This window comes from Thioclava sp. F1Mire-8 (assembly GCF_002213165.1).
Lineage (GTDB): Bacteria > Pseudomonadota > Alphaproteobacteria > Rhodobacterales > Rhodobacteraceae > Thioclava > Thioclava nitratireducens.
Genome location: NZ_NBNY01000003.1, coordinates 207639 through 220312 on the forward strand (window position 1 = coordinate 207639; position 12674 = coordinate 220312).

Annotated in this window: 15 protein-coding genes and 1 tRNA gene; 10 read left to right on the forward strand and 6 right to left on the reverse strand. The window is 62.3% G+C overall.

Annotated features, from left to right (window positions below):
• Positions 1-30: 30 nt before the first annotated feature.
• The 3 genes from grxC to B6V75_RS12425 are packed head-to-tail and all read left to right on the forward strand — an operon-like array spanning position 31 to position 1561.
• Positions 31-288: a glutaredoxin 3 gene (gene grxC, locus B6V75_RS12415; RefSeq protein ID WP_075775204.1), complete on the forward strand. Its 258-nt coding sequence runs from the start codon at positions 31-33 to the stop codon at positions 286-288.
• A 2-nt stretch (positions 289-290) separates the two neighbouring features.
• On the forward strand, positions 291-1118 hold the full coding sequence (locus B6V75_RS12420; protein WP_075775203.1) for a carbon-nitrogen hydrolase family protein: 828 nt from the start codon (positions 291-293) through the stop codon (positions 1116-1118).
• Between the two features lie 53 nt (positions 1119-1171).
• Positions 1172-1561: a MarR family transcriptional regulator gene (locus B6V75_RS12425; RefSeq protein ID WP_075775454.1), complete on the forward strand. Its 390-nt coding sequence runs from the start codon at positions 1172-1174 to the stop codon at positions 1559-1561.
• A gap of 293 nt (positions 1562-1854) precedes the next feature.
• On the opposite strand, the gene B6V75_RS12430 is transcribed toward B6V75_RS12425, so the two are convergent.
• The 3 genes from B6V75_RS12430 to B6V75_RS12440 all read right to left on the reverse strand — a co-directional run bounded on the left by B6V75_RS12430 (position 1855) and on the right by B6V75_RS12440 (position 4357).
• Positions 1855-2958, reverse strand: a complete 1104-nt coding sequence (locus B6V75_RS12430; protein ID WP_075775202.1) for a site-specific DNA-methyltransferase — start codon at positions 2956-2958, stop codon at positions 1855-1857.
• A gap of 113 nt (positions 2959-3071) precedes the next feature.
• A complete protein-coding gene (locus B6V75_RS12435; protein WP_088719906.1) occupies positions 3072-3707 on the reverse strand; it encodes a ribonuclease HII in 636 nt (211 codons plus the stop codon).
• A gap of 104 nt (positions 3708-3811) precedes the next feature.
• The gene (locus tag B6V75_RS12440; protein ID WP_075775200.1) at positions 3812-4357 is read right to left on the reverse strand and encodes a hypothetical protein; all 546 of its coding nucleotides are present in this window, start codon (positions 4355-4357) and stop codon (positions 3812-3814) included.
• Between the two features lie 168 nt (positions 4358-4525).
• On the opposite strand from B6V75_RS12440, the gene B6V75_RS12445 reads away from it, so the two are divergent.
• The 4 genes from B6V75_RS12445 to B6V75_RS12460 all read left to right on the forward strand — a co-directional run bounded on the left by B6V75_RS12445 (position 4526) and on the right by B6V75_RS12460 (position 7939).
• Entirely contained in the window at positions 4526-4807 is a 282-nt protein-coding gene (locus B6V75_RS12445) for a hypothetical protein (RefSeq protein WP_088719907.1), read from the forward strand.
• On the forward strand, positions 4779-5483 hold the full coding sequence (locus B6V75_RS12450) for a helix-turn-helix domain-containing protein (protein ID WP_240496957.1): 705 nt from the start codon (positions 4779-4781) through the stop codon (positions 5481-5483). Before B6V75_RS12445 ends, B6V75_RS12450 begins: the two co-directional genes overlap by 29 nt.
• A 62-nt stretch (positions 5484-5545) precedes the next feature.
• Entirely contained in the window at positions 5546-6640 is a 1095-nt protein-coding gene (gene nspC, locus B6V75_RS12455) for a carboxynorspermidine decarboxylase (RefSeq protein ID WP_088719909.1), read from the forward strand.
• Between the two features lie 51 nt (positions 6641-6691).
• Positions 6692-7939, forward strand: a complete 1248-nt coding sequence (locus B6V75_RS12460) for a saccharopine dehydrogenase family protein (RefSeq protein ID WP_088719910.1) — start codon at positions 6692-6694, stop codon at positions 7937-7939.
• Positions 7940-7996: 57 nt separating this feature from the next.
• Here B6V75_RS12460 and B6V75_RS12465 read toward each other — a convergent pair.
• Positions 7997-8073, reverse strand: a tRNA-Arg gene (locus B6V75_RS12465).
• 327 nt (positions 8074-8400) lie between these two features.
• Here B6V75_RS12465 and B6V75_RS12470 point away from each other — a divergent pair.
• Complete coding sequence (locus B6V75_RS12470; RefSeq protein WP_088720040.1) at positions 8401-9429, forward strand: LacI family DNA-binding transcriptional regulator; 1029 nt, start codon at positions 8401-8403, stop codon at positions 9427-9429.
• Here B6V75_RS12470 and B6V75_RS12475 read toward each other — a convergent pair whose 3' ends face one another.
• Both B6V75_RS12475 and B6V75_RS12480 read right to left on the reverse strand, forming a co-directional pair.
• Positions 9430-10056 carry an SH3 domain-containing protein gene (locus B6V75_RS12475; protein WP_088719911.1) on the reverse strand — a complete coding sequence of 209 codons (627 nt, stop codon included), beginning with the start codon at positions 10054-10056 and terminating at the stop codon, positions 9430-9432.
• A gap of 40 nt (positions 10057-10096) precedes the next feature.
• Complete coding sequence (locus B6V75_RS12480) at positions 10097-10918, reverse strand: ABC transporter permease (protein ID WP_075775195.1); 822 nt, start codon at positions 10916-10918, stop codon at positions 10097-10099.
• Positions 10919-11048: 130 nt separating this feature from the next.
• Between B6V75_RS12480 and cysQ the strand changes: the two genes are divergently transcribed.
• Both cysQ and kdsB read left to right on the forward strand, forming a co-directional pair.
• Positions 11049-11843 (forward strand): 3'(2'),5'-bisphosphate nucleotidase CysQ, encoded by a 795-nt coding sequence (gene cysQ, locus B6V75_RS12485; protein WP_075775194.1) that lies wholly within the window; start codon positions 11049-11051, stop codon positions 11841-11843.
• On the forward strand, positions 11843-12643 hold the full coding sequence (kdsB, locus tag B6V75_RS12490) for a 3-deoxy-manno-octulosonate cytidylyltransferase (RefSeq protein WP_088719912.1): 801 nt from the start codon (positions 11843-11845) through the stop codon (positions 12641-12643). The genes cysQ and kdsB overlap by 1 nt, the downstream gene beginning before the upstream one ends.
• Positions 12644-12674: the final 31 nt, after the last annotated feature.

The window sequence follows — 12674 nt, forward strand, 5'->3', positions numbered from 1 at the left end:
TATAGTCTCGCAGACCAAAGGGAATACAGTATGAAACGCGTCGAAATCTACGTCACCAGCACCTGCCCCTTCTGCATCCGGGCCAAGCGCCTGTTGGACAAGAAGGGCATCTCCTACGAGGAAACCGATGTGGGCCGCGAGCCGCAACTGCGCGCCGCGATGACCCAACGTGCCAATGGCCGCCGGACCGTCCCGCAGATCTTCATCGGCGGCGAGCCGATCGGCGGCTGCGACGAGCTGCATGCGCTCGAGCATGCGGGTAAACTCGATCAGATGCTGGCGGGCTGACGATGAAGGCGGCGCTCGTTCAGCTTTCGGTCACGGATGATCCGGCACGGAACCTGCCGGTCACGATCGATTTCATCCGCGATGCCGCGTCGAAAGGCGCGCAACTGATCGCGACGCCCGAGTGCACCAACCTGATCTCGTCGGATCGCGCACATCAGAACGCGGTCCTGCAGCACGAGCATCACGATCCGACGCTGGAGGCGCTTTGCAACGAGGCAGAGCGCCTCGGCGTCTATATCCTGATCGGCTCGCTCTGCCTGAAATCCGGAGACGATGCGCGCTTCGCCAATCGCTCCTTCCTGATCGGGCGCAAGGGCAATATCAAAGCCCGCTACGACAAGATCCACATGTTCGACGTGGATGTGTCCGAGACCGAACGCTACCGCGAATCCGAAGCCTACCGGCCCGGGCGCGAGGCGGTTCTAGGCGCCACGAAATACGCCCAGCTGGGCCTGTCGGTCTGCTACGATCTGCGCTTCCCACATCTCTACCGGACGCTGGCGCAGGCCGGGGCGCAGGTCTTGACGATCCCGGCGGCGTTCAACGACACGACCGGGGCCGCCCATTGGGAGGTTCTGGTGCGTGCCCGCGCGATCGAGAATACCTGCTTCGTGCTCGCGCCCGCGCAATGCGGAACCCATGCCGCGCATGGCGGTCGACCGCGCCGGACCTGGGGCCATTCGCTGGCGGTCGATCCGTGGGGCAAGGTGCTGGCCGATGGCGGCACCGAGCCCGGCGTGACGCTCGTTGATCTCGATCTCGACCAGGTGGACGCGGTGCGCTCGCGGCTGCGCTCCTTGTTCCATGACCGGAGCTTCGACGGACCGTGAGCACCTTGCCCGAGAACGATCCGCTCGCCGCGACGCTGTTCGCCGAGGTCTTCATGGCCGATCAACTGGCGCGCAACGTGGTGAGCCGCGCCCTGCCGAAGGGTATGGAAATCTCGCATTTCTCGGTGCTCAACCTGCTGGCCCATATCAACGAGGAACGCACGCCCGCCCAACTGGCCGAGGCGCTGCATGTCACCCGCGGTGCGATGACCAACACGCTCGCCAAGCTGGAATGGGCGGGCCATGTGCATATCCGGCCCGACTGGGACGATGCGCGGCGCAAATGGGTCTCGCTCTCGCCCTCGGGACGGCGCGCGCGTGATGCCGCGCTGGCCTCGCTGATGCCGATCATCGGGGGGATCGTGCGCGACCTCGGTCCCGAAAAGGTCCGAGCCACCCTGCCGGTGCTCCGCGAATTGCGCGCCCGCCTCGGTCAGGCCTGAACGGATCGGGGGCTCTGCCCCTCTGGCCTGCGGCCATTCACCCCGGGATATTTCCGCCAAGCCGAAATCCGGATTTTCGCTCTTCTTCAAATACCCTAGGGGAGCGCGGTACGCTTGGGGGCAGAGCTCCCTTTTCCCTTTTGATTGTCGCCCTCCGGCGACGGCGGCGGAGCCTCCTTTCAACGTTACGAAAACGAAAAGACCCCGCCGTTTCGCACGGCGGGGCAAGGCGCGTGCCGAGGAGCGGTCCTCAGGCACCGGCGGTAACTTCTAATTCTTGAGAGAGCAGAGCCTCAGTTCATCTCGGCGCGGATCTGCTGGCGCAGCAGGTCGATCGGGACCTGTTTGCCGTCGCGCTTGAAAGTCCAGTAGGTCCATCCGTTGCAGGAGGGCGCGCCTTCGAGATGGGCACCGACCTGATGGATCGAGCCTTTCACGTCGTCGCCGATCAGCGTGCCGTCGGCGCGGACCTTCGCCTTGTGGCGACCGTTGAGCGAGTAGAGCTCCTCGCCCGGGCGCAGCATCCCGCGTTCGACCAGCTGGCCGAAGGGCACCCGCGGCTCGGCGCGTTTCGAGGTGGAAACCTCCAGAGCTTCCTTGTCGAACTTGCGGATCTTGGCGAGGCGCTTGAGCGCGACTTCGCGATAGGCTTCCTCGCGTTCGATACCGATGAAATCGCGGCCCAGCATCTTCGCCACGGCGCCGGTCGTGCCGGTGCCGAAGAACGGGTCGAGGATCACGTCGCCGGGGTTGGTGGTGCCGACGAGCACGCGGTGCAGCAGCGCCTCGGGCTTTTGGGTCGGGTGGGCTTTCTCACCGTTCGAATCCTTCAGACGCTCGCCGCCATTGCAGATCGGGATCACCCAGTCGGAGCGCATCTGCACCCCTTCGTTGAGCGATTTCAGCGCTTCGTAATTGAAGGTGTATTTCGCGCCTTCGGATTTCGACGCCCAGATCAGCGTCTCATGCGCGTTCGTCAGGCGCTTGCCGCGGAAGTTCGGCATCGGGTTCGATTTGCGCCACACGACGTCGTTCAGAATCCAGAAGCCCTGGTTCTGCAGCTCTGCGCCCATGCGAAACACGTTGTGATAGGAGCCGATCACCCACATCGCGCCGTTCGGCTTAAGGATGCGGCGTGCGGCCTTCAGCCATTCGCGGGTGAAGTTGTCGTAATGCGCGAAGGAGCCGAACTGGTCCCACGCGTCATCGACCGCGTCGACCTTGGAATTATCGGGGCGATGCAGGTCGCCGCGCAACTGTAGGTTGTAGGGTGGATCGGCGAAGATCAGGTCTACACTGTCCTCGGGCAGCGAGTTCATCATCTCGATGCAATCGCCTGCGAGAATTTCGTTCAGGGGCAGTGCATTGCGCACCACCGGAGTCTTGGTCTTTGCCATTTTTAGCCTCTTAACTGCCCGCCTCAGGGCCCAATATCTGGGTGCCGGCTTTGTGCCGATCTATGGCTATAAAAATGAGTCAAAGCCGATTCATCGTCAATTTCTTTTTTGAATCAAGGGCTTATATAATTCGCTTGGCACAAGATATTGTAGACCGGCTTGAAGCTTCGTCTATGAACGGGGGTAACCCCTAAATCTAGAAGCGCCTGCAGATGATCCTTCGTCGCGTAGCCCGCATTTCGTTCCCAGCCGTAGCCAGGATACTGTTGCGCCAAATCCACCATGAGCAAATCGCGGGCCTCTTTCGCGAGGATCGAGGCCGCCGCAATCGACAGGCAGCGCGCGTCGCCCTTCACGATCGGCTCGCAGGAAAGTTGCAGATCGGATGGCACGCGGTTGCCATCGACGAGGACGTGATCGGCGATCCGGGCGAGGCCTGTGACCGCCCGGCACATCGCGAGATGCGAAGCGTGATAGATATTGAGCGCGTCGATCTCCTCGACGCTGGCATGGGCCACGCAGAACTCGGCGCAGTCCATGATCCGGGCCGCCAGATCGGCGCGGCGCTTCGCGCTGAGCTTCTTCGAATCGTTAAGCCCCTCGGGAATGCAGGCGGGATCGAGAATGACCGCGGCGGCGGTGACGGGCCCGCAAAGCGGTCCGCGGCCGACTTCGTCCACGCCCGCGACGACGATCAGGCCGCGCGCGAAGGCGGCTTCTTCGAAGGAAAAGTCAGGTGAGTCTGCCATGCGTTGGGAATGCCCCGAACCGGCAGGTCTGTTCAATGAAAAAGCGGGGGCCCGAAGGCCCCCGCACTGCTCGACGACGCTCTTCTTGGCGTCTGCCGCATGTCTTAACGCCGGCGGAGACGGATACCGCGATCCTCCAGGCAGTTGCTGCCGTAGACTTTCTCGACCCCGTGACGCCCGGTGCGCATCGTGAAGGCGCAGTTGGCGGGCAGCGTACGCTCGGTGCGGCGGTCGAGGCAGGAGGCGGAAACCACCTCGCCCCAGCCGCGGCGGGTCTTCACGCGCTGCACGCATTCCGCAGGCAGGTAGATGCGGTCTCGGTCATGGCGATAGCGGTCGTGGTCGTAGCGTTCCTGCGCGCGCTTGCGGCGGGCTTCGGCGGCGCGACGCTCGCGCTCGCGGCGTTCACGCTCCAGTCGGCGCTGCCGGTCCTGCCAGCTTTCATAGCGCGGCTGCGCCTTCTTCGCCTTGTGGTCGTTCTTGTTCATGCCGTCGAGCAGCAACGCGGCGGCACCGACCCCAAGCAGGATGGTTAGCGCCTGACGGTCCTTCTTGCCCAGCGCGGCGGCGGGCGTGGCACTGATCGCGACGGAGCCCAGCGCGAGGGCGAGGGCGGTGATGGCGGCGGTGGCCTTGGTCTTGAGGCTCATGGCTTCGGTCCTTTCACTCGGCAGCCCGAAGGCCGCGTGACGTCGATGAACCGAGATTGGGCCGGGGGTCGAAAGTCAGGCAATAACGGCCCCCTGCTATCGGATAACAGACCGGCCAACCACCTTTGGCTATTGAATAACACGGGCATTGCGCGCAGCGTGTTCCACATGAAACATGCAGTCCTCATATTGGCGTTTCTCGCCTCTGCCTCGGCCGCGCAGGCCGAGTGCTATGCCGACTACAAGGCCAAGCGCGACAACCCGTTGCAGCTGCAATACGGGGTTGCGCAGGTCTCGGACTCGGCCTGTTCGAAAAAGGCGGCGGCGCGCGAATTGGCGCCGAAGCTGAAAGCCGATGGGTGGACCTTGCTGACGGTTCTCTCCACATTCGGCCCCGATGGCTTGGAGCAAAGGAAGGCCAGTGCCGGACAATATTACCTCCGTTACTGACAGTTTGCGATTGGGCTCGCGCGCGGTCGTGGGCGGGATCGTCGCCGTGGTTGCGATTCTCGCGGTCGCTGCGGTGCTACTATTCGCGAACCTGCCGAATGCGGATGCGTTCAACGCGCGAGTCGAGCAGATCTTCGTGCAGAACGACAACCTGACCTCGCAGGCCGAAATCAAACTGCTGGAGGTGCTCGCGCAATCGGGTACCGCGTTCTCCGACGTGCTGGCGAATTACCGCGTGATCATCTTCATCCTCCTGATATTCGCCGCCGCGTTGCTGATCGCGACGATCGTCTTCCTGCTGCTGCTGATCGCGCTGAACAAGCGCATGACCGAAATCCGCCGCGCCGGGATCGAGGTGCAGAGCCTGCGCATCCTGCGCGGCGAAAACGCGGTGATGCTCAATGATATGGGCTTCACACTGACCCCGGCCGCGATCGAGACGCTGTCTGTCCTGGCCGAAGCGCGGATGGATGACGACATCCTCACCGGCGCGCAGATCGAGGCGATGATCTCGGGCCGCGACGAGGCCGATTGCGACGAAGCCGCGGGCGCCACGCGGATCAAACGGCTGCGCGACAGCCTCGGAAATCAGCTCGTCAGCGAGCTTCTGGTGCGCAACATTTCCCGCAAAGGCTATGCGCTTAGCGTGGCCAAGGATGCGATCCGAGTCGACTGATCCGGTTGCGCCACTGTCACATGGGCCCTATATCGCAGGGTCTGTTGACCTGCGGGGGAGCCATGTCCGATACGCCCTTCTACCTGATCGACGAGGCCCGACTGCGCGAGAATATGCGCAAGATCGAGCGTCTGCGCGAACGTTCCGGCGCGAAAGCCCTGCTGGCGCTGAAATGTTTCGCGACGTGGTCGGCCTTCGACATCATGAAGCCCTACATGGATGGCACGACCTCCAGCTCGCTGTTCGAGCTGCATCTGGGACGTGAGAAATTCGGCAAGGAAACCCATGCCTATTCGGTCGCCTGGGCCGATCACGAGATCGACGAGGCCATCGGGTATGCCGACAAGATCATCTTCAACTCGCTGAGCCAGCTGGATCGCTTTGGCGAGAAGGCGGCGCATATCGAGCGTGGCCTGCGCCTGAACCCGCGATTTTCGACCTCCGGTTTCGATCTGGCGGACCCGGCGCGGCCGTTCTCGCGTCTGGGCGAATGGGATGCCGAGCGGCTCGAGGCGGCGATGGATCGCATCTCGGGCGTGATGATCCACTACAATTGCGAGAACGCCGATTTCGCGCTGTTCGACCATCAGCTTTCGCGGATCGAAGCCGAGTTCGGCGATATTCTGAAGCGCCTGAAATGGGTGAGCCTTGGTGGCGGCATCCATTTCACCGGCGAAGATTACCCGCTCGACGATCTGGCCGACCGGTTGAAGAAATTCTCCGAAGATTTCGACGTGCAGGTCTATCTCGAGCCTGGCGAGGCCTCCATCACGCAGAGTGCCTCGCTCGAAGTCACGGTGCTCGACATTCTCGACAACGGCAAGAAGATCGCCATCGTCGACAGCAGCATCGAGGCGCATATGCTCGACCTGCTGATCTATCGCGAGACCGCGAAGCTGCCGCAACAGGGCGAATACGAATACCAGATCGCGGGCAAAACTTGCCTCGCGGGCGACATCTTCGGAGAGGCGCGGTTCGACAAACCGCTCGAAATCGGCGACCGTATCTCGATTGCCGATGCCGCCGGTTACACGATGGTCAAGAAGAACTGGTTCAACGGCGTTGCGATGCCTGCTATCGCCATCCGCCGCGAAAATGGGAACATCGACCGGATTCGCGACTTCGCCTATGAGGATTATCGCGCCTCATTGTCCTGAGGGCCCACAAGAGCCCCCTTCCCCTGTCCGCAAACAAAGGAGACAGCCGAAGTGAAAAAGAACGTGCTCATCATCGGAGCGGGCGGCGTCGCCCAGGTCGTGGCGCATAAATGCGCGCAGAACAACGACATCTTGGGCGATCTGCACATCGCCTCGCGCACCAAATCGAAATGCGATGCGATAATCGAAAGCGTGCATGAGAAAGGCGCGATGAAGGTCGAGGGCACGTTTGAGGCGCATGCGGTGGATGCGACCGATTCCGAGGCCGTCGCCGAGCTTATCCGCAAGACCGGGTCCCAGATCGTGATCAACGTCGGCACCGCCTTCGTGAACATGCACGTCCTCGATGGCTGCATCGCCACCGGCGCCGCCTATATCGACACCGCGATTCATGAAGAGCCCGACAAGATCTGCGAAACCCCGCCTTGGTATGCCAATTACGAATGGAAGAAGCGCGACCTGTGCGCCGAACATGGCGTGACTGCGATCCTCGGCGCGGGCTTCGATCCGGGCGTGGTGAACGCCTATGCGCGTTTCGCCATCGACCAGATGGACGAGGTGAGATCGATCGACATCGTCGACATCAACGCGGGCTCGCACGGCAAGTATTTCGCGACCAATTTCGATCCGGAGATCAATTTCCGCGAATTCACCGGGGTCGTCTATTACTGGGAAGACCAGCAGTGGAAAGAGACGAGCATGTTCGCCTCGGGCCACGAATGGGATCTGCCCGTCGTGGGCCCCTCGCAGGCCTACCAGTCGGGCCATGACGAGGTGCACTCGCTCGCCACCAACTATCCGCAGGCCGACGTTCGCTTCTGGATGGGCTTCGGCGATCACTACATCAACGTCTTCACCGTGCTGAAGAACCTCGGCCTGTTGTCGGAACAGCCGGTGAAAACCGCCGAGGGTCTGGAAGTCGTGCCGCTGAAAGTGGTGAAGGCCGTGCTGCCCGACCCGTCGAGCCTCGCGCCGAACTACACCGGCAAGACCTGCATCGGCGATCTGGTGAAAGGCACGAAGGACGGCAAGGACGTGGAGTATTTCGTCTATAACGTCGCCGATCACAAAGAAGCCTACGAAGAGGTCGGCTCGCAGGGCATCTCCTATACGGCAGGTGTGCCGCCGGTCGCCGCCGCAATCCTGATCGCGCAGGGCGACTGGGATGCGAAGACGATGAAGAACGTCGAAGAGATGGACCCCAAACCCTTCTTCACCGAGCTCGACCGCATGGGCCTTCCGACCCGCGTGATGGTCGGCGGCCTCAAGGGCGAGGACAAATCCTGGACCGAGGTTTGAGCGGTCGCACCAGAAACACGAAAGGCCCGCATAGCGCGGGCCTTTTTCATGTCTGATTGGCGATCCCGGCAGGATTCGAACCTGCAACCTGCCCCTTAGGAGGGGGCTGCTCTATCCAGTTGAGCCACGGGACCGCACAGCGCCTTTGATGCCGCCAAAGAGCTTGTGGCGCAAGTCCATCGCGGTGGTGCTGCGAAAAACCGCAGCCGCTATGCCGCGCATCTAGTGCGGTCGTGAATTCGGGAACTGGTTGGGAAGAAAGAAAAGGGAGCGCAAATTGGCCCACTGCGCCCCCTTTCGCGTCCCTCGCCCTGACGAATCCGACAGGGGCGCGGGTCTGTCCAGGTATCGAGCGGATATTATCCGACCCTATAACCGTTAACGCTAACATACTGGTCATCATTCGCTTGCGCAAGGGAAATGTTTGGCGCTAACAAGAGGTGAAACTTGAGGAACTGCCCTTGTCCCGCCCCAGCGAAACCCGCCGCCCCTTGACCCTGCGCGATGTCTCCGAAGCCTCCGGCGTGTCCGAGATGACCGTGAGCCGCGTGCTGCGCAATCGCGGCGATGTCTCTGATGCGACACGCGAAAAGGTCCTGCAAGCCGCGAAGGCGCTTGGCTACGTGCCCAACAAGATCGCCGGCGCGCTCGCCTCGCAGCGGGTGAACCTCGTGGCCGTGATCATCCCGTCGCTGTCGAACCTCGTCTTCCCGAAAGTCCTGTCGAGCGTATCCGACGAGCTTGAGGATACCGGGTTGCAGCCGGTCGTGGGCGTGACGAATTACTCGCCCGAGAAGGAAGAGCAGGTTCTCTATGAGATGCTCTCGTGGCGCCCCTCGGGGGTGATCATCGCGGGGGTCGAACACACGCCCGCCTCTCGCGCGATGCTGCAGAACGCGGGCATTCCGGTGGTCGAGATCATGGATGTCGATGGTGAGGGGATCGACTCGGTCGTCGGTATCTCGCATCGCCGCGCCGGGCTGCACATGGCCGAGGCAATCATCGCCGCGGGCTATCGCAAGATCGGGTTCCTCGGGACGAAAATGCCCGAGGATCACCGGGCGCGCAAACGGCTCGAAGGGTTCAAGGAAGGGCTCGCCAAGGCAGGGATCGAACTGGCCGATACCGAGTTCTACGGCGGGGGATCGGCACTCGCGAAGGGACGCGAGATGACGGAGACGATGCTCAAGCGCTCGCCCGATCTCGATTTTCTATATTACTCGAACGACATGATCGGCGCCGGCGGTCTGCTTTGGTGCCTCGATCACGGGATCGACGTGCCGGGAAAGATGGGTCTGGCCGGGTTCAACGGGCTCGAACTGCTCGACGGTCTGTCGGTGCGGCTCGCCACGATGAATGCCTGCCGGGCCGAGATCGGGCGCAAGGCGGCGCAGATCATTTCGGGTCGCTCGCAAAGCGGGATGATCGGCGGCGAGGTGATCGAGCTGGAGCCGACCCTCGATCCCGGCGACACGATCCGTAAAGTCTGATCAGTCGAGGCGGCAGCATCCGGTCAGCGCGCGACGACCTGCGGATGTCTTCAGGAAGAGATCGAGCCCGATCGCGTAAAGCGCATCGCTCATGCCATCGGAACACGTGCCGCCCTTGAACACCACGAAGCCGTCCGTGCCTTTTCCCGACAGTTTCATCCCCACCGTCTCAGCCTTTCCGTTTTGCGGAGCCCCTGACCATTCGACATCGAGGTTTTGCGCAGCCTCCCCCGCCATCTCGAAGCGAAAGAGCCCCGGCGCGTAGCGTAGCGACCAGAACGGCTCTGTCCCGGAACAGGCGAGCGGCACCTGTTCGGTCCACCACGGCGGCATCGGAACGTCCTTGAGAAATCGCGCCGCAGCCCACCCCGTGCGTCCATCGACATTCAACCTGAGCCATTTTTCGTCCGCGGATGCGCCCGTTATCTCGATGCCTGTCGCTCCGGGGGATAATGTGCCTAGGATGGGCGCCGATGCGGTCGGCTCCGCCCGGAGATTGAGAACATCGTCGGCAGCGACGCCGGTGACCGCCGCGTAGTGGGGAAAGTCCTCTGCCAGAACGGATCCGGCAGAACTCATCGCAAGGGCCAGACCGAGGCCAATCGTTCGGATGGTATTCGTGGCCATAACAGCGCTCCTTTTCGAAACGAGCCTGCCTGAAAAGGCGCTAACGCCGCGCCCCCCAGCTGATCGAGGCGTATTGACGCGTGTAGAATTCGCCCAGAAGGCCGATCATCAGGATCGCGAGCCCGACATAGAGCGGATATTCCCAGTTCGAGAAATGCGGATTGTAATTGATGAAGGTGAAGCCGCGCGCCTGATCGATCGTGTGGAACAGCGGGTTCCAGTTGAACAGGATCAGCATCTTGTGCGGCAGATTGTTCGCGAGAAACATCTTGCCCGAGGCGATCATGTTGGCACGGGTGTAGACCTGCTGGATCACGCCCACCACTTCGGGCGCCCAGGGCTTCGCCGCCAACAGCACAACCCCGACCGCGAGCCCCGTGAACCACGCCAGCAACACCATCCCGAAGGCACCGACCCAATCGTAGATCTCGATCGGCTTGAAGGCCGCATGGTAGATGTAGAGCACCGTCACCATCGACAGCACCTGGATGTAGAGCGCGCTCAGCGCCGCCGCGGAGATCGAGACCGCGGTGGTCATCGGCGCGTGTTTCATCATCGCCGAGGTCGGCCCCTCAGATCCGAAGACCGCGCCCAGGGTCTTGGTATGGGTCATGTAGAGGAAAATGCCGGTCATGATGTAGAGGAGGAAATCGCCGCGCACCGAGCTGGACCGCATCCCCAATATGCTGAACATGACGTAGAAAGAAATGACCAGCATCATCGTCTGGACCATGTTCAGCAGCAGGCCGATCAACGCATTGCCGTGGGTCTTGCGCAGATTGCGCACGGTCGCATGGTAGATCAACTCCAGCAGGCTGAAGGTCGTCCCGAGCTTGGTCGCTTTCGTCTCCGGTCTGAACATGTTCCTGCCGATTCGGGCGCGTTGCGGCCCAAGCTAGGTCGGATTGCTTGCTCAACCCTTGTCGCCGCATCATAAGGGGGGAGTTGGAGCATAGCAATTGGGCCTTAACAAGGCCGGGAGAGGCGTGACGATGGATTTCGAACATCTGATGCGAGTGATGCGGCGACTGGCGCTCGAGGCAGGCGACAAGATCATGGAGATCTACGACTCGCCGGATTTCGAGGTGAAGTCGAAGTCGGACAACTCGCCGGTGACCGAAGCCGACGAGGCCGCCGACGCGCTGATCTCCGCCGGGCTGCGCGCCGAATTTCCCGACGTGCCGCTCGTCACCGAGGAACAGGCCGCGAGCCATTCGCAGGAGGTGTCGACCTTCCTCATCGTCGATCCGCTCGACGGCACGAAGGAATTCGTGAAGCGCCGCGGCGATTTCACCGTCAACATCGCCTATGTCGAGAATGGCAAGCCGGTGCGTGGCGTGGTCTATGCGCCCGCCAAGGGGCGGCTGTTCTACACACTGGCCGAGGGCCGCGCGGTCGAAGAAGACGGCCCCTTCGACAAGGAGCGCCCCGGCAAGCAGCAGCCGATCACGGTTTCGATGCCCGACAATCGCGGTCTGATGGTGGTTGCGTCGAAATCGCATCGCGATCAGGCGACCGACGAATACATTGGCAAATACGCGGTGAAGGATATGGCCTCGGCGGGGTCGTCGCTGAAATTCTGCCTTGTCGCGACGGGCGAGGCAGACCTCTATCCACGTCTGGGCCGCACGATGGAATGGGACACGGCGGCAGGTGACGCGGTTCTGCGCGGCGCAGGCGGCGAGATGATCCGCTTCGAAGATCACGCGCCCTTCACCTATGGCAAGCCTGGCTTCGAGAACCCGTTCTTTATCGCCTACGCTCCCGGCGTTCTGCTGGTGAAGTGATGTCTGTCCTCATCGTCATTCCAGCGCGCTACGCGTCGAGCCGTTATCCCGGCAAGCCGCTGGTCGAACTGACCGGCGCCACGGGCGAGAAAAAGACCCTGATCCAGCGCAGCTGGGAGGCGGCGACGCAGGTCGGCGGCGTCGACCGGGTCGTGGTGGCCACCGATGACGCCCGTATCCGCGACGCCTGCCAGGCCTTCGGCGCGGAGGTGGTGATGACCTCGGAGAGCTGCCGCAACGGGACCGAGCGCTGCGCCGAAGCTGCCGCAACGCTTGGCGGTGACTACGATATCGTGGTGAACCTGCAAGGTGACGCGCCGCTGACTCCCGCTTGGTTCATCGAAGACCTCGTGACGGGGTTGCGCGCCAATGACTGGGCCGAACTCGCGACCCCGGTGCTGCGCTGCGAGGGCGCAATGTTGAAAAGCCTGCTGGAAGATCGCCAGAACGGGCGGGTGGGCGGCACCACGGCGGTGTTCGGCGCAGGCAATCGCGGGCTCTATTTCTCGAAAGAGGTCATTCCATTCACCTCCGAGAGTTACGCGGACGAAGCCCCGACGCCGGTGTTCCACCATGTGGGCGTCTATGCTTACCGACCGGACACGCTGGCGGCCTATGCAGGCTGGCCGGTCGGGCCTCTGGAGACGCTCGAAGGGCTGGAGCAATTGCGTTTCCTAGAGAACGGGCGTGCAGTGCTCTGCACAGAAGTCGAGGCGCGCGGACGGCAATTCTGGGAACTCAACAATCCATCAGACGTGGCCCGGATAGAATCCATGATGCAGCAGATGCAGCTCCCCTGACTGCGGCGATTTATCGCCGAACACGCGTAAA

Bases quoted from the DNA above. Each gene is read 5' to 3' on its own strand.
- grxC (WP_075775204.1), top strand. From the start codon at position 31: ATGAAACGCGTCGAAATCTACGTCACCAGCACCTGCCCCTTCTGCATC.
- B6V75_RS12420 (WP_075775203.1), top strand. From the start codon at position 291: ATGAAGGCGGCGCTCGTTCAGCTTTCGGTCACGGATGATCCGGCACGG.
- B6V75_RS12425 (WP_075775454.1), top strand. From the start codon at position 1,172: ATGGCCGATCAACTGGCGCGCAACGTGGTGAGCCGCGCCCTGCCGAAG.
- B6V75_RS12430 (WP_075775202.1), bottom strand. From the start codon at position 2,958: ATGGCAAAGACCAAGACTCCGGTGGTGCGCAATGCACTGCCCCTGAAC.
- B6V75_RS12435 (WP_088719906.1), bottom strand. From the start codon at position 3,707: ATGGCAGACTCACCTGACTTTTCCTTCGAAGAAGCCGCCTTCGCGCGC.
- B6V75_RS12440 (WP_075775200.1), bottom strand. From the start codon at position 4,357: ATGAGCCTCAAGACCAAGGCCACCGCCGCCATCACCGCCCTCGCCCTC.
- B6V75_RS12445 (WP_088719907.1), top strand. From the start codon at position 4,526: ATGAAACATGCAGTCCTCATATTGGCGTTTCTCGCCTCTGCCTCGGCC.
- nspC (WP_088719909.1), top strand. From the start codon at position 5,546: ATGTCCGATACGCCCTTCTACCTGATCGACGAGGCCCGACTGCGCGAG.
- B6V75_RS12475 (WP_088719911.1), bottom strand. From the start codon at position 10,056: ATGGCCACGAATACCATCCGAACGATTGGCCTCGGTCTGGCCCTTGCG.
- B6V75_RS12480 (WP_075775195.1), bottom strand. From the start codon at position 10,918: ATGTTCAGACCGGAGACGAAAGCGACCAAGCTCGGGACGACCTTCAGC.
- cysQ (WP_075775194.1), top strand. From the start codon at position 11,049: ATGGATTTCGAACATCTGATGCGAGTGATGCGGCGACTGGCGCTCGAG.
- kdsB (WP_088719912.1), top strand. From the start codon at position 11,843: ATGTCTGTCCTCATCGTCATTCCAGCGCGCTACGCGTCGAGCCGTTAT.